General features: G+C 70.8%; 15 protein-coding genes. 4 read left to right on the forward strand and 11 right to left on the reverse strand.

From position 1 onward, the window contains the following. Positions 1 to 119 precede the first annotated feature (119 nt). From ruvB to pdxS, 6 genes are all read right to left on the reverse strand, one after another. Positions 120 to 1,190 (reverse strand): Holliday junction branch migration DNA helicase RuvB, encoded by a 1,071-nt coding sequence (gene ruvB / locus ABIE67_RS09590; RefSeq protein ID WP_370255865.1) that lies wholly within the window; start codon positions 1,188 to 1,190, stop codon positions 120 to 122. An 88-nt stretch (positions 1,191 to 1,278) separates the two neighbouring features. After that, entirely contained in the window at positions 1,279 to 1,884 is a 606-nt protein-coding gene (gene ruvA / locus ABIE67_RS09595) for a Holliday junction branch migration protein RuvA (RefSeq protein ID WP_370255866.1), read from the reverse strand. Next, positions 1,881 to 2,420: a crossover junction endodeoxyribonuclease RuvC gene (gene ruvC, locus ABIE67_RS09600; RefSeq protein WP_370255867.1), complete on the reverse strand. Its 540-nt coding sequence runs from the start codon at positions 2,418 to 2,420 to the stop codon at positions 1,881 to 1,883. Before ruvC ends, ruvA begins: the two co-directional genes overlap by 4 nt. A gap of 138 nt (positions 2,421 to 2,558) precedes the next feature. Beyond that, entirely contained in the window at positions 2,559 to 3,311 is a 753-nt protein-coding gene (locus ABIE67_RS09605) for a YebC/PmpR family DNA-binding transcriptional regulator (protein ID WP_048581096.1), read from the reverse strand. A 48-nt stretch (positions 3,312 to 3,359) separates the two neighbouring features. Beyond that, positions 3,360 to 3,968, reverse strand: coding sequence for a pyridoxal 5'-phosphate synthase glutaminase subunit PdxT (pdxT, locus tag ABIE67_RS09610; RefSeq protein WP_370255868.1), 609 nt, complete (start codon positions 3,966 to 3,968; stop codon positions 3,360 to 3,362). A gap of 24 nt (positions 3,969 to 3,992) precedes the next feature. Next, entirely contained in the window at positions 3,993 to 4,898 is a 906-nt protein-coding gene (pdxS, locus tag ABIE67_RS09615) for a pyridoxal 5'-phosphate synthase lyase subunit PdxS (protein WP_370255869.1), read from the reverse strand. Between the two features lie 174 nt (positions 4,899 to 5,072). Between pdxS and ABIE67_RS09620 the strand changes: the two genes are divergently transcribed. Continuing rightward, on the forward strand, positions 5,073 to 5,507 hold the full coding sequence (locus tag ABIE67_RS09620) for a VOC family protein (RefSeq protein WP_370255870.1): 435 nt from the start codon (positions 5,073 to 5,075) through the stop codon (positions 5,505 to 5,507). Here the strand turns inward: ABIE67_RS09620 and ABIE67_RS09625 are convergent. The 4 genes from ABIE67_RS09625 to pgsA all read right to left on the reverse strand — a co-directional run bounded on the left by ABIE67_RS09625 (position 5,504) and on the right by pgsA (position 8,967). Next, positions 5,504 to 6,046 carry a hypothetical protein gene (locus tag ABIE67_RS09625; protein ID WP_370255871.1) on the reverse strand — a complete coding sequence of 181 codons (543 nt, stop codon included), beginning with the start codon at positions 6,044 to 6,046 and terminating at the stop codon, positions 5,504 to 5,506. The two genes, ABIE67_RS09620 and ABIE67_RS09625, sit on opposite strands and share 4 nt — an antisense overlap. An 82-nt stretch (positions 6,047 to 6,128) precedes the next feature. After that, the gene (locus ABIE67_RS09630; RefSeq protein WP_370255872.1) at positions 6,129 to 7,301 is read right to left on the reverse strand and encodes a glycosyltransferase family 4 protein; all 1,173 of its coding nucleotides are present in this window, start codon (positions 7,299 to 7,301) and stop codon (positions 6,129 to 6,131) included. Beyond that, a complete protein-coding gene (locus ABIE67_RS09635) occupies positions 7,298 to 8,224 on the reverse strand; it encodes a phosphatidylinositol mannoside acyltransferase (protein WP_370255873.1) in 927 nt (308 codons plus the stop codon). Before ABIE67_RS09635 ends, ABIE67_RS09630 begins: the two co-directional genes overlap by 4 nt. Next, positions 8,221 to 8,967 carry a phosphatidylinositol phosphate synthase gene (gene pgsA / locus ABIE67_RS09640; protein ID WP_370268393.1) on the reverse strand — a complete coding sequence of 249 codons (747 nt, stop codon included), beginning with the start codon at positions 8,965 to 8,967 and terminating at the stop codon, positions 8,221 to 8,223. The genes ABIE67_RS09635 and pgsA overlap by 4 nt, the downstream gene beginning before the upstream one ends. A gap of 219 nt (positions 8,968 to 9,186) precedes the next feature. Between pgsA and ABIE67_RS09645 the strand changes: the two genes are divergently transcribed. Together ABIE67_RS09645 and ABIE67_RS09650 are read left to right on the forward strand one after the other, a co-directional pair. Further along, the gene (locus tag ABIE67_RS09645; protein WP_370255874.1) at positions 9,187 to 11,385 is read left to right on the forward strand and encodes an elongation factor G-like protein EF-G2; all 2,199 of its coding nucleotides are present in this window, start codon (positions 9,187 to 9,189) and stop codon (positions 11,383 to 11,385) included. Positions 11,386 to 11,589: 204 nt separating this feature from the next. Beyond that, positions 11,590 to 13,251 (forward strand): hypothetical protein, encoded by a 1,662-nt coding sequence (locus ABIE67_RS09650; protein WP_370255875.1) that lies wholly within the window; start codon positions 11,590 to 11,592, stop codon positions 13,249 to 13,251. A gap of 118 nt (positions 13,252 to 13,369) precedes the next feature. Here the strand turns inward: ABIE67_RS09650 and ABIE67_RS09655 are convergent, their stop codons facing one another. Continuing rightward, a complete protein-coding gene (locus ABIE67_RS09655) occupies positions 13,370 to 13,918 on the reverse strand; it encodes an HIT domain-containing protein (RefSeq protein ID WP_370255876.1) in 549 nt (182 codons plus the stop codon). Positions 13,919 to 13,996: 78 nt separating this feature from the next. On the opposite strand from ABIE67_RS09655, the gene ABIE67_RS09660 reads away from it, so the two are divergent. Beyond that, positions 13,997 to 14,656 carry a potassium channel family protein gene (locus ABIE67_RS09660; RefSeq protein ID WP_370255877.1) on the forward strand — a complete coding sequence of 220 codons (660 nt, stop codon included), beginning with the start codon at positions 13,997 to 13,999 and terminating at the stop codon, positions 14,654 to 14,656. Positions 14,657 to 14,690 lie beyond the last annotated feature (34 nt).

Below are 14,690 nucleotides of genomic sequence, written 5' to 3' on the forward strand. Positions count from 1 at the left end.
TGTGTGCCGTCGACAAGGGCGGCATCGGCGGAGTCTAAGCGAGTCTCCGCGCAGGGAACAACGCTCAGCATGGCACCGGGGTTCCTGCTCCGGCCAGTGTGCTCGCCGTGACGGAGCCGTCACGTCCCGAACAGGTCCTGTTGTCCGTTTCCCGCAGCTTGCGAGCGTGGCGGGATCAGGCCGAGATGCGCCCAGGCGGCGGGTGTGGCGACCCGGCCGCGCGGAGTACGGGCGAGCAGGCCTTCGCGTACGAGGAAGGGTTCGGCGACCTCCTCGACGGTCTCGCGCTCCTCCCCCACCGCCACCGCGAGCGTGGACAGGCCCACCGGGCCGCCGCCGAACAGCTTCAGCAGCGCCTCCAGAACGCCGCGGTCGAGGCGGTCGAGACCGCGGGCGTCGACCTCGTAGACGGCGAGGGCGGCCGCGGCGATGTCCTTGGTGATGATCCCGTCGGCTTTGACCTGGGCGTAGTCCCGGACCCGGCGGAGCAGGCGGTTGGCGATACGGGGCGTGCCGCGGGAGCGGCCGGCGATCTCGGCGGCGCCGTCGGCCCCGATCTCGACGTCGAGCAGGTTGGCCGAGCGGTGGATGACGCGCTCCAGCTCGGCGGGCTCGTAGAACTCCATGTGCGCGGTGAAGCCGAAGCGGTCGCGCAGCGGGGGCGGCAGCAGGCCCGCGCGGGTGGTGGCGCCGACCAGGGTGAACGGGGGCAGCTCCAGCGGGATCGCGGTGGCGCCCGGCCCCTTGCCGACGATCACGTCGACGCGGAAGTCCTCCATCGCCATGTACAGCATCTCCTCGGCGGGCCGGGACATGCGGTGGATCTCGTCGAGGAAGAGGACCTCGCCCTCCTGGAGGGAGGAGAGGATCGCCGCGAGGTCGCCGGCGTGCTGGATGGCGGGGCCGGAGGTGATGCGGATCGGGGCGCCCATCTCGGCCGCGATGATCATCGAGAGGGTCGTCTTGCCGAGGCCGGGGGCGCCGGAGAGCAGCACATGGTCGGCGGTGGCGCCACGCGCGCGTGCGGCGCGCAGGACGAGGTCGAGCTGTTCGCGGACCTTCTCCTGACCGATGAACTCGCCCAGGTCCTTCGGACGCAGCGCGGACTCGACGGCCTGGTCCTCGCGGTCGGCGGCAGAGCCCACCAGCCGCTCGGCGGCGGTGCTGTCGGTCGTGTCGTCCCAGTTCATGGAATTGCCTCGGGGGTCGCGGTGGGTGGCCTACGGGGGAGGGCGGCGTACGGCGGGCGGCGTCAGGGCCGTCGAGCAGCGGGCTCGATCAGCGGGCTCTGTTCAGGGTCTGCAGCGCCGCCTTCAGCAACTGGCCCACCTGCGGGGTGCCTTCGGCGGCCTCGGCCTGCGGGGCCACGGCGGCGACCGCCTCGTCGGCCTCGCGGGTCGCGTAGCCCAGGCCGATCAGGGCGGCGTGCAGCTGGTCGCGCCAGCCCTGGGTGACCGGGGCGCCCAAGGCAGGTGCGCCGATGGGCTCGCCCAGCCGGTCCTTCAGCTCCAGGAGCAGCTTCTGGGCGCCCTTCTTGCCGATGCCGGGAACGGCGGTGAGCGACTTCTCGTCGGCGGTCGCGACGGCTCGGCGCAGGGCGTCGGGCGAGTGCACCGCCAGCATCGCCTGGGCCAGGCGCGGGCCGACTCCGCTCGCGGTCTGGAGCAGCTCGAACGTCTGGCGCTCGTCGTCGTCCGCGAAGCCGTACAGCGTGAGGGAGTCCTCGCGGACCACCAGCGAGGTGTGCAGCTTGGCGGGCCGGCCGACGCGCAGGGTGGACAGGGTGTTCGGTGTGCACTGGACGGCCATGCCGACCCCGCCCACCTCGACCACCGCGGCGTCCGGAGCGAGTGCGGCCACTGTGCCGCTGACGAAGGCGATCATGCCGTACGGCCTTTCGGTGCTTTGACGGTGTGGAGGGCGACGGCCTGCTGGAGTCGGTTCTGCGCGGGGGCGCGCCAGATGTGGCAGATGGCGAGCGCGAGGGCGTCGGCCGCGTCGGCCGGTTTGGGCGGGGCGCTGAGTCGCAGCAGGCGGGTGACCATGGCGCCGACCTGGTCCTTGTCGGCGCGACCGCTGCCGGTGACGGCGGCCTTGACCTCGCTGGGCGTGTGCAGGGCGACCGGGATGCCGCGGCGGGCGGCACAGAGCATGGCGACGGCGCTGGCCTGGGCGGTGCCCATCACCGTGCGGACGTTGTGCTGGCTGAACACCCGCTCCACGGCGACGAATTCGGGCTTGTGCTCGTCCAGCCACTGCTCGATGCCCTGCTCGACGGCGACGAGGCGGTGGCTCAACTCGGCGTCCGCGGGCGTCCGTACGACACCGACGCCGAGCATGGTGAGCGGGCGCCCTGCGACGCCTTCGACCACGCCGACACCGCATCGGGTCAGCCCCGGGTCCACCCCCAGTACGCGCACCCGCGCGCCTCCCTTCGATCGCCTGTTTGTGCAGGCTATCGGGTGCCACCGACAACGCCGGTCACCAACGCCCGGCAAAGCGACGGGCCGACGGGTGTGTCCCGTCGGCCCGTTGAGCCCGTGCAGCTCGCGGCAGCGCTACGCGTCGACCTTCTCCATGATCTCGTCGCTGACATCGAAGTTGGCGAAGACGTTCTGCACGTCGTCGCTGTCCTCGAGCGCGTCGATCAGCTTGAAGATCTTCTTGGCGCCCTCCTCGTCCAGCTCGACCTGGACGGACGGGACGAAGCTGGAGTCGGCGGAGTCGTAGTCGATGCCGGCCTCCTGGAGGGCGGTGCGGACCGCGACCAGGTCGGTGGCCTCGCTGATGACCTCGAAGGACTCGCCGAGGTCGTTGACCTCCTCGGCACCCGCGTCCAGGACGGCACCCAGGACGTCGTCCTCGGTCAGCTCGCCCTTGGGGACGATGACGACGCCCTTGCGGCTGAACATGTACGACACCGAGCCCGGGTCGGCCATGTTGCCGCCGTTGCGGGTCATGGCGACGCGGACGTCGGAGGCGGCGCGGTTGCGGTTGTCGGTGAGGCACTCGATGAGCACCGCGACGCCGTTCGGGCCGTAGCCCTCGTACATGATCGTCTCGTAGTCGGCGCCACCGGCCTCGAGACCGCCACCGCGCTTGATCGCGGAGTCGATGTTCTTGTTCGGAACCGACTGCTTCTTGGCCTTCTGAACGGCGTCGTAGAGCGTCGGGTTTCCTTCGAGGTCGACGCCGCCCATGCGCGCCGCGACCTCGATGTTCTTGATCAGCTTCGCGAAGAGCTTGCCGCGCTTGGCGTCGATCACGGCCTTCTTGTGCTTCGTCGTGGCCCATTTAGAGTGGCCGGACATCTGCCTGTCTCCTTCGCGTAACCCATCTATGAACGAACGCCAGAGATCCTACAAGGACTCCGCCGTCCGGTTCGCGTGCACCATGTCCACGAACAGGCCGTGCACACGGTGGTCGCCGGTCAGTTCCGGGTGGAACGACGTGGCCAGCGCGTTGCCCTGGCGGACCGCGACGATGTGGCCGTCGTGCTCGGCGAGGACCTCGGCGTCGGCGCCGACGGACTCGACCCAGGGGGCGCGGATGAAGACGCCCTCCACAGGATCGCCCGCGACGCCCCGCACGTCGACCGCCGCTTCGAAGGACTCGTTCTGACGTCCGAAGGCGTTGCGGCGCACGATCATGTCGATGCCGCCGATCGTCTCCTGACCCGAGCGGGGGTCGAGGATCTTGTCGGCGAGCATGATCATGCCGGCACAGGTGCCGTAGACAGGCATTCCGGCGCGCACGCGCGCGCGGAGCGGCTCCATCACGCCGAAGAGGACGGCCAGCTTGGAGATGGTCGTGGACTCGCCGCCGGGGATGACGAGGCCGTCGACCTCGGCGAGCTCTTCGGGGCGCCGCACCGGCCTGGCCACGGCGTCGGCCGCGGCCAGGGCGATGAGGTGCTCCCGTACGTCGCCCTGGAGGGCCAGGACGCCTATGACGGGTGCGTCAGTCATGTACGTGCAGTCCTTGGAGTGGGCTTACCAGCCGCGGTTGGCGTAGCGCTCGGTCTCGGGGAGGGTGTCGCAGTTGATGCCCACCATGGCCTCGCCGAGGTTGCGGGACGCGTCCGCGATGATCTTCGGGTCGTCGTAGAAGGTGGTCGCCTTCACGATGGCGGCGGCGCGCTTGGCCGGGTCGCCGGACTTGAAGATGCCGGAGCCGACGAAGACGCCCTCGGCGCCGAGCTGGCGCATCAGGGCGGCGTCGGCCGGGGTGGCCACGCCACCGGCGGAGAACAGGACCACCGGGAGCTTACCGAGCTCGGAGACTTCCCTGACCAGCTCGTACGGGGCGCGCAGCTCCTTGGCGGCGGCGTACAGCTCGTTGTTGTCGAAGCCGCGCAGCTTGGCGATCTCGTTCTTGATCTGGCGCAGGTGGCGGACGGCCTCGACGACGTTGCCGGTGCCGGCCTCGCCCTTCGAGCGGATCATCGCGGCACCCTCGGCGATGCGGCGCAGGGCCTCGCCCAGGTTGGTGGCGCCGCACACGAACGGGGTCGTGAAAGCGAACTTGTCGCTGTGGTTGACCTCGTCGGCCGGGGTGAGGACCTCGGACTCGTCGATGTAGTCGACGCCGAGGGACTGCAGGACCTGCGCCTCGACGAAGTGGCCGATGCGGGACTTGGCCATGACCGGAATCGAGACGGCGTCGATGATGCCCTCGATCATGTCCGGGTCGGACATCCGGGCCACGCCGCCGTCCTTGCGGATGTCGGCGGGGACCCGCTCCAGGGCCATGACGGCGACGGCGCCCGCGTCCTCGGCGATCTTCGCCTGCTCAGGTGTGACGACGTCCATGATCACGCCACCCTTGAGCTGCTCGGCCATACCGCGCTTCACGCGCGCGGTGCCGGTCTCGGGGGCCTGGTTTTCGGAGATGGACACGGGTGACCTCGCTCGGTGGAAAAGGGCTACTGCAAGCATTGAGGAAACGTGAGAGGTGGGGGCCACTTCAAGGGCCAATAGTGAGGCGGTGGATCGTTTTTCCTTCGCCTGCGCGCCTTCCTCGGACCTGTGCATGCCCCTTGGCCGCGTTAGTGTCCCTGCATGGAACACCGCATGGAACAGCGCATCAGCCTGGTCACGCTGGGAGTTTCCGATGTCACCCGCTCCCGGGTCTTCTACGAGGCCCTGGGCTGGCGGGGGCAGGAGGTCGAGGAGACGGTCTTCTTCCAGGCGGGCGGCCTGGCCCTGGTCCTGTGGGGCCGCGACAAGCTCGCCCGGGACTGCGGGCTGACGGACGGCACGGGGGTCGGCTTCGGCGGGATCGCCCTGGCCCACAACGTGCGCTCGGACGACGAGGTCGACGCTCTGCTCACGGCCGCGGAACGGGCCGGAGCGACCGTCACCAAGCCCGCGGCCACCAATGCCATCGGCTTCTACTCCGGCTGCTTCGTGGACCCGGACGGCCACGCCTGGGAGATCGCGCACAACCCCGGGTTCACGCTCGCCGAGGACGGTTCCCTCACGATCCCCGACTTCGGCACGTCCTAGGCCGCCCGGTCCACCAGGGCCGCAGGGGGCTCGTCGTCCATCTCGAAGGCCAGTGGGAACGGGGCGTGGCCCGCCAGGCGGAACCAGCGCACCTTGCGGTGCCGCCGCAGGGCCCTGGCCGCCCGTACGGCGTCGTTGTGGAAGCGGCGGGCCATCGGTACCCGGCGGACCGCCTCGGTCAGCTCACGGGCCGCTTCCTCGCCGCCAGGCGCCTCCCGTACGGCCTCCACCTGCTGGGGCTCGGCGAAGACGGCCCGCAGCGCCTGGCTCAGCTCGCTCTCGGCGACCTCCCGCTGCTCCTCCTCGGCCTGCCGGGCGGCGTGGGCGGCCTCGTACAGGACGATCGACGCGGCCGGATCCAGTACCCCGGAGGTGGCCAGCTCCTGGGCCACCGAGGCGCGGCGCAGCAGCTGAGCGTCGAGCGCGGCGCGTGCGGCGTCGATCCTGGCGTGCAGCCGGTCCAGGCGGCCCGCCGTCCAGCTCAGATAGAGGCCGATCGCGACGAGGGCTACGAGGATCCAGATCAGAGTTGCGGTCACGGGCGGCACACTAACCGTGGCGGGTCAGCCGGGGGTGTGCGGGGTGTCGGCGTGGCCGCCACAGGAGCTGTACCGATCGGGGTCAGTCCCGCGCCAGCCCCCACCGCGCCCGCAGCCCGCCGCCGCCCCCGGTCCGCTCGTCCGCGGCCACCGCCGCCGCGCCCGCCGTCACCGTCTCGTACACCGACAGGATGTCCGCCCCCACGGTCGACCAGTCGAAGCGGCGCACATGCACGCTCCCCCGCTCCCGCAGCTCCGCCCGGCGGGCCGGGTCCTCCATGAGGCGTACCGCCGCCTCGGCGAGGGCGTCCGCGTCCTCGTTGGTGAAGAGTTCGCCCGCCGCGCCCTGGTCGAGGACCTGGGCGAAGGCGTCCAGGTCGGAGGCGAGGACCGGGGCGCCGGCCGACATCGCCTCGACGAGGATGATCCCGAAGCTCTCGCCGCCGGTGTTGGGGGCGACGTACAGGTCGACGCTGCGCAGGAAGCGGGCCTTGTCCTCGTCGCTGATCATGCCGAGGAACTCGACGCGGGAGCGCAGCTCGGCGGGCAGGGACTCGACCGCTTCCTCCTCGTCGCCGCGGCCGGCCACCAGGAGCCGGGTCTGCGGGCGGGCGGCGAGGATCCTCGGCAGGGCCTTCATCAGGACCGGCAGGCCCTTGCGGGGCTCGTCGATGCGGCCGACGAAGCCGATCGTGTCGCCCTGCCACTCGGGGTTGGGCTCGGCCTTGGCGAAGAAGTCGACGTCGACGCCGTTGGGGATGACGACCGCGTCGCCGCCGAGGTGTTCGACCAGCGTGCGGCGGGCGTACTCGCTCACCGCGATCCGGGCGCTGATCTTCTCCAGGGCCGCCTGGAGGATGGAGTAGGCCGCGATCATCGCCCGGGAGCGCGGGTTCGACGTGTGGAACGTCGCCACGATCGGGCCCTGGGCCGCCCAGCAGGTCAGCAGGCCGAGGGACGGCGAGGCGGGCTCGTGGATGTGGATGACGTCGAACCCGCCGTCATGCAGCCAGCGGCGCACCCGGGCCGCCGAGAGGAAGCCGAAGTTCAGCCGGGCGACCGAGCCGTTGTACGGGACCGGGACGGCGCGGCCCGCCGAGACCACGTACGGCGGGAGCGGGGTGTCGTCGTCGGCCGGGGCCAGCACGGACACGTCGTGGCCGAGCCGGACGAAGTACTCGGCGAGGTCGCGGATGTGGAACTGGACGCCGCCCGGCACGTCCCAGGAGTACGGGCAGACGATGCCGATCTTCACGGACGCTCTCCGTCCGAGCCGTCACCCGGTCGTGGTTCCAGGTCGGCGAGCCACAAGCGCTGGAGCATGTGCCAGTCCTCCGGGTGTTCGGCGATCCCTGTGGCGAAGGCATCGGCCAGCGCCTGTGTCATGACAGACGTCTTCTCGGCCCGGGTACCTGCCTCGGGTACCTCGATCGGGGGATGCACGCGCCCGTGCATGACGGGCGACTCGTCGTACCAGAGCGTGACGGGGAGCAGCAGCGCCCCGGTCTGCTGGGCCAGCAGCGCCGGGCCGGCGGGCATCCGGGCCGTGTCCCCGAAGAACTCGACCTCGACGCCGGACGCGGACAGGTCACGGTCGGCGACCAGGCAGACCAGGCCGCCGTCGCGCAGCCTGCGGGCCAGCGTGCCGAAAGCGGTTCCGCCGCTGTGCGGCAGGACCTCCATGCCGAGGCCTTCGCGGTAGGCGACGAAGCGGTCGTAGAGCGTCTCGGGCTTGAGGCGTTCGGCGACCGTCGTGAAGGGCGTTTCGAGCTCGGTGGTGGCCCAGGCGCCCGCGAGGTCCCAGTTGGCCAGGTGCGGTAGGGCGAGGATCACGCCGTTCCCGGCGGCCAGACCGTCGGTCAGGTGGTGGACGTCCTTGCAGTCGAAGCTGCTCTTGACTCGCTCGGCGCTCCAGGCGGGCAGCCGGAAGGACTCCATCCAGTAGCGCAGGTACGAGCGCATACCCGCGCGCGAGAGCTGGGCGAGGCGCTCCGGGGTCGCGTCGGGCACCACGCGCGCGTAGTTGCTCTCCAGCCGCTGGACGCCCTTGCCCCGCTGCTTCCAGGCGAGGTCGGCGATGGTGCGGCCGAGTCGGACGGCGACCGGCTCGGGGAGCTTCTTGACGGTGCCCCAGCCGAGGCCGTACAGCGCGTCCGCGAGGCGCTCCTGGGCACTCACTTGGCGGCCTCGCTCCCTTGAGAGGCGCTCTGCGGCTTGTCCTGGGCGGCCGCCTCGGCCTCCGCCTCCGCGGACTCGCGGCGCACCGTGACGACCCGCTGGATCAGCGTGACGAGGCTGCCGACGGCGACGATCCACAGCGCGACGGGCAGCAGGTACTGGATACCGGGTACCCCGAACTTGTGCAGGCCCGCGAAACCGGCCGCGACCAGCGAGATCACCAGACGCTCGGCCCGCTCGACGAGGCCGTTGACCGCGACCGGCAGGCCGATCGACTCGCCGCGCGCCTTGGTGTACGACACCACCTGACCGCTGGCCAGGCAGAAGATCGAGACCGCGCACAGGACGAGGTCGTCGCCGCCACCGGCGTACCAGAGGATGAAGCCGCCGAAGATCGCGCCGTCGGCGACCCGGTCGAGCGTGGAGTCCAGGAAGGCGCCCCAGCGGCTGGAGCGGCCGAGCTGGCGGGCCATGTTTCCGTCGACGAGGTCGGAGAACACGAACAGCGTGATCACGACCGTGCCCCAGAAGAACTCGCCCATGGGGTAGAAGACCAGCGCGCCCGCGACCACACCGGCCGTGCCGATGAGCGTGACCGTGTCGGGGCTCACGCCCCGCCGGATCAAGAACGCGGCGAACGGTGTGAGGACACGCGTGAAGAATGCACGCGCGTACTTGTTCAGCATGGCCTTCCCGAGGGTCGGTGTGGCCGCGCGGCCCCTGCTGGCCACCGGCTGGCCCATCGTAGCCACGCGCGCGTGAGTGCGACCGCCGGGCACTCGTACAGGGCGTGAGCGGCTCGGTCCGCCGGTGCGGGCGGCGCGATCACGTCCGCCGTATGGACGCACCGTGACGGGAGTGGAAAGCTCGAAGGACCGCGGGCGTCACCGGAGCCGCCACATCGCACGCGGATCGGTATGTCCGCGCCCACAGTGACCTCACCGTGCACGGGAGGCAGGATCATGGGCGACAAGGCGAACGCACACCCCGGAGCCGCCGGCAGGGCTACGGCGGCCGACCACCCCGCGTCCGTACGGAATGTGGTGCTGGTCGGCCACTCCGGATCGGGCAAGACCACGTTGGTGGAAGCCCTCGCGCTCACGGCGGGGGCGGTGAATCGGGCGGGCCGTGTGGAGGACGGCGGCACCGTCTCGGACTACGACGAGATCGAGCACCGGCAGCAACGCTCGGTACAGCTCTCCCTGGTGCCGGTCGAATGGGACGGCATCAAGATCAACCTGCTGGACACCCCCGGATACGCCGACTTCGTCGGGGAACTCAGGGCCGGTCTGCGAGCGGCGGACGCGGCCCTTTTCGTCGTCTCGGCCTCGGACGGCGTGGACGGCTCGACCCGCATGGTGTGGGAGGAGTGCGCGGCCGTCGGCATGCCGCGCGCGATCGTCGTCACGCACCTGGAGTCCGCGCGGGCCGACTACGAGGAGATGACACGGATCTGCGCGGAGGCCTTCGGCGGGGACGACCCCGACGCCGTGCTCCCGCTGTATCTGCCGCTGCACGGCGCGCAGGCACCGGACGGACACGCGTCGGTGACCGGCCTGATCGGGCTGCTGTCACAGCAGCTGTTCGACTACGCCTCCGGGGAGCGCAAGGAGTCCGAGCCGGGCGAGGACCAGCTGCCGCGGATCGCGGATGCCCGCGACCGGCTCATCGAGGGGATCATCTCCGAGTCGGAGGACGAGACCCTGATGGACCGGTATCTCGGCGGCGAGCAGGTCGACGTCAAGACACTGATCGAGGACCTGGAAAGGGCTGTCGCCCGGGGCGTCTTCCACCCCGTCCTGGCCGCCGCCCCCGCGACCGACGGTGCCCGGCAGGGGATCGGCACGGTCGAGCTGCTGGAGCTGATCACGCGCGGCTTCCCGACCCCGCTGGAGCGCGCGGCACCCGCGGTCACCACGGTCGACGGCAAACCCCGCGAGCTGAAGCTGTGCGACCCTGACGGGCCGCTGGTCGCGGAGGTCGTGAAGACCGCGTCCGACCCGTACGTCGGCCGGATCTCCCTGGTCCGCGTCTTCTCCGGCACCCTGCGCCCCGACGAGACGGTGCACGTCTCCGGGCACGGCCTGGAGGACCGTGGGCACGAGGACCACGACGTCGACGAGCGGATCGGCGCCCTGTCGGCGCCGTTCGGCAAGCAGCAGCGCACGCTCAGCCACTGCATCGCCGGTGACCTCGCGTGCGTGGCGAAGCTGAGCCGCGCGGAGACCGGCGACACGCTGTCGGCCAAGGACGACCCGCTCCTGATGGAGCCCTGGCAGATGCCGGACCCGCTGCTGCCGCTCGCGATCCAGGCGCACAGCAAGGCGGACGAGGACAAGCTGTCGCAGGGCCTGTCCCGGCTGGTCGCCGAGGACCCGACCATGCGACTGGAACAGAACCAGGCCACCCACCAGGTGGTGCTGTGGTGCCTGGGCGAGGCACACGCGGACGTCGCCCTCGAACGGCTCCGCAGCCGCTACGGCGTCCAGGTCGACGTCGTGCCGCACAAGGTCTCCCTGCGGGAGACGTTCGCGAACAAGTCGGCGGGCCGCGGCCGGCATGTGAAGCAGTCCGGCGGCCACGGGCAGTACGCGATCTGCGAGATCGAGGTGGAGCCGCTGCCGGGCGGCTCGGGCATCGAGTTCGTGGACAAGGTCGTCGGCGGCGCGGTGCCACGCCAGTTCATCCCCTCGGTGGAGAAGGGCGTAAGGGCCCAGGCCGCCAGGGGAGTCGCGGCCGGCCATCCGCTCGTCGACATCCGGGTCACGCTGCGCGACGGCAAGGCGCACTCGGTGGACTCCTCCGACGCCGCGTTCCAGACGGCCGGCGCGCTCGCGCTGCGCGAGGCGGCGGCCGACTCGAAGATCCATCTGCTGGAGCCGGTGGCCGAGGTGTCCGTCCTGGTCGGCGACGACTATGTCGGAGCCGTGATGAGCGACCTGTCCGGGCGGCGCGGCCGTGTCCTGGGCACCGAGCAGACCAGCGGTGGCCGAACCGTCATCAAGGCCGAGGTGCCCGAGATCGAGATCGGGCGGTACGCCGTCGATCTGCGGTCGCTGTCGCACGGCACCGCGCGCTTCAACCGTTCGTACGCGCGGCACGAACCGATGCCGGCGCAGATCGCGGAAAGGATTCGTGAAGAGGCGCGCCAAGCCTCGTAGTTGGCGCCCGGCGCCACCAAGTGGCCCCGGCGGGCGCCACGGAGCGCCCTTGCCGGAACGCTCCCCTCCGCGTCGGCGGGCGGCATTGGCCGTCCGCCGACGGTTGTCGGTGGCGGAGGATACGCTGATCATTGATCAACAGGTGTGCGCAGTACGGAAGTCGGGAAGGCCGCAGAAGCGACAGTGCGGCGATCGGGGGCGGGAATGACCGTTGAGAGCGGTTACGCGGACATCTTCGGTCCGCAGGTGCCTCGCGCGGCCGGCGAGGGCCAGACGGCGACGTTCGCGCTGGCCTCGGCGGCCTATCGGGACAATCCGTTCGAGGACATCAAGAAGGCCGACAACGAATGGCACCAGACCGAAGTCAAGGCGGGCCGTGGCTGGGCGAGGATCTTCCGGCCCAACCTGGGTGAGGCCTTCTCGCGGGCGGTGGTCGACCGCATGCTCGGCAGCGGCCGCAAGCCCCTGATCCAGTCCTTCGGCACCGAGCCGCAGGTGGTCGTCGAGCACTGTCTGGCCGCCAACAACATCCGCAAGGCCCGCGACCGGATGCTCAGCGCCATCATGGTGGTCTGCGGTGTGCTGTTCCTGCCCGGGCTCCTGGTCTGGCTGCTGGTCTTCACGCTGCGCACCACGATCGTCAAGCGGGACGACAAGCGCGGCGGTGCCCTCGCCTCGGTGCTGCTCGTCGCGGCGGGCGCGCTCGCCGTGATCTTCCTGCTGCGTATGCCCTTCACCGGCTTCTGGGCCTGGTATGCCCGGGCCTCGGTCCTCATGCCCGTGGTCGGCTGGTTCTGGGCCAAGCAGGTCTGCGAGCGCACGGCGAAGGACCTGCGGGAGCGGTGGGACAGCCTGCTGGCCGGCAGCAGCGTCGGCGCGAAGGTGCCGGAGGCGGTGCCGACCAGCCCCACCGAGACGCAGGCCGAGCAGCTGCGCCAGTCCCTCGCCAAGCTGAGCGCCGAGCAGCAGTCCAACTCCGTGTTCTACGCCGGGCCCAAGGGAATACTCGGCATGGGCACGCGCTGGGGCAGCTGGCAGCTGGCCGAGGACCTGACACCCGCCGACCCGACCCGGGAGATCCACCCCTTCCGCAGCTGGGACATCATCCGCGCGGTCCACGACCAGCTACGCATGCTGGAGCGCGGCCCGCTGAACACCGGCGGTTTCCCGAAGCCCTCGATACGCCACTGGGTCGTCACGCCGATCGCCGAGGGCGCCAAGGCCGTGTCCCGGCCGGAGGGCACGGACGTCGACGCGTACCAGGTCAAGTCGCACGCCATACAGGACATCTGCAACAAGCAGCAGTTCGGCAGCGGTGACCGGCACTACCTGGGCGTCCAGTGGACGCTGTGGGACGGGCAGTTGATCATCACGATGCTGATCACGGTGACCGTGCTGCACGAGACCCTGCGCATCGAGGTGACCGGACATGCCCTCGGCCCGGTGAACGGACTCTTCCAGGAGAAGCCCGAGGCGCCGACCAAGGAGGTCGCCAAGTCGTTCAAGCCGTGGGAGACCCGCAAGGTGAAGCTTCCGCTGGTCAACACCGACGAGGTGGTGAGGCTCGCGGTCCGCGCCCCGATCTCCTGGTATCCGCCGCTGCTGAACTGGCTCGGCGGGACGATGGGGCTGCCCGAGCCGTTCGGGCTGCGGCACGCGTGGGCGGATCAGCCGTGGCGGCACCGGTTCATGGCCGACGACGCGCTGCGCGCGGCTACGCCGGTGCTGCGGGTGGTGCATGCCGCGGCGATCAAGGTGCTGGACGAGAACGGCGTGGACACGGAGAAGTTCGGTACGCGGTCGTCGTTCCTGAGCACGGCCGTACAGGACCCGTCGCCGCGGAAGGCGGACGTGTACGACGCGTAGGCCTCCGGCGGTCGAGCCGCGTGGGGTGGGTGAACGTACCCGGGGGGCTGCGCCCCCAGCCCCCTTCGGCCCTGGCGGGCCTCGTCCTCAAACGCCGGACGGGCTGGTTGCGGTCACGTCAGGCCGTCGGCCAGACCTCCGCCAGCATCTTCCGCGTGTCCGCCAGCAGCTGCGGCAGCACCCGCGTGTGGCCCACCACCGGCATGAAGTTCGCGTCGCCGCCCCAGCGCGGGACGACGTGCTGGTGGAGGTGGGCCGCGATACCGGCACCGGCGACCGTGCCCTGGTTCAGGCCGATGTTGAAGCCGTGGGCACCGGAGGCGGTGCGCAGGGCCGTCATCGCCTGCTTGGTCAGAGCGGCGAGCTCGACGGTCTCCGGCTCGGTGAGGTCGGTGTAGTCGGCGACGTGGCGGTAGGGCACGACCATCAGGTGGCCGCCGTTGTACGGGTACAGATTGAGGACCGCGTAGACCTGCTCGCCACGCTTGACGACCAGCCCGTCCTCGTCTGACTTGGCCGGGATCGAGCAGAAGGGGCAGCCGTCGTCCGCTCCGGGGCCGGTCGGCTTGTTCTCACCCTGGATGTAGGCCATCCGATGGGGCGTCCACAGACGCTGGAACGCGTCCTGGATCCCCACTCCCCACTGCTGCTCCGGCTCACTCGTCATGCGTGCAGCATATGGCTTCGTCCGTTCGCGGCGTGTCGCCGGGGCGACGGGACGGCGGTCACCCGCCAAGCTTGGCCGGTGGACGACGACAGCCCTTACGCCCGCTGGGAGCAGCGCACCGAGATCCCCATGTTTCTGGCATCACTGGTCTTCCTGGCCGCCTATGCCGTCCGCGTCCTCGCCGTCAGCATGACGTCCGGCTGGCGGACCCTGTGCTGGATCACCATGCTCTCGCTCTGGATGCTGTTCGCGGTGGACTACGTGATGCGCTGGAACCTCAGCGGGCAACGCTTCCCCCGCTTCGTCAGGACGCACTTCCTGCACACGGTGGTGGTCATCCTGCCACTGCTGCGGCCGCTGCGGATCGTTCCGCTCTACGACGTCATCCAGCGCCGGCAGGGGGAGCCGCGCCTCTCCCTGCACGCGCGTGTGATCGCCTACGCGAGCCTGTCGACCCTGCTCCTCGGCTTCGCCGGTGCCCTCGCGGTCTACCAGCAGGAACGGGGAGCGCCCGGGGCCACCATGCGGACGTTCGCGGACGCGGTGTGGTGGGCCGCCGCGACCCTCAGCACGGTCGGCTACGGCGACATCACCCCCGTGACCTCGCGCGGCCGGGCGATCGCGATCGGGATGATGGCCGGCGGCCTGGCCCTGCTCGGCGCGGTGACGGGATCGTTCTCGTCCTGGCTGCTGCAGATCTTCTCCCGCGAGAGCGACAAGAGGCCCCCGGAAAGCTGAGCCTTCCGGGGGCCTCGATCGCGGCCTGAGCAGA

The sequence above is a fragment of the Streptomyces sp. V4I8 genome (genome assembly GCF_041261225.1).
Lineage (GTDB): Bacteria > Actinomycetota > Actinomycetes > Streptomycetales > Streptomycetaceae > Streptomyces.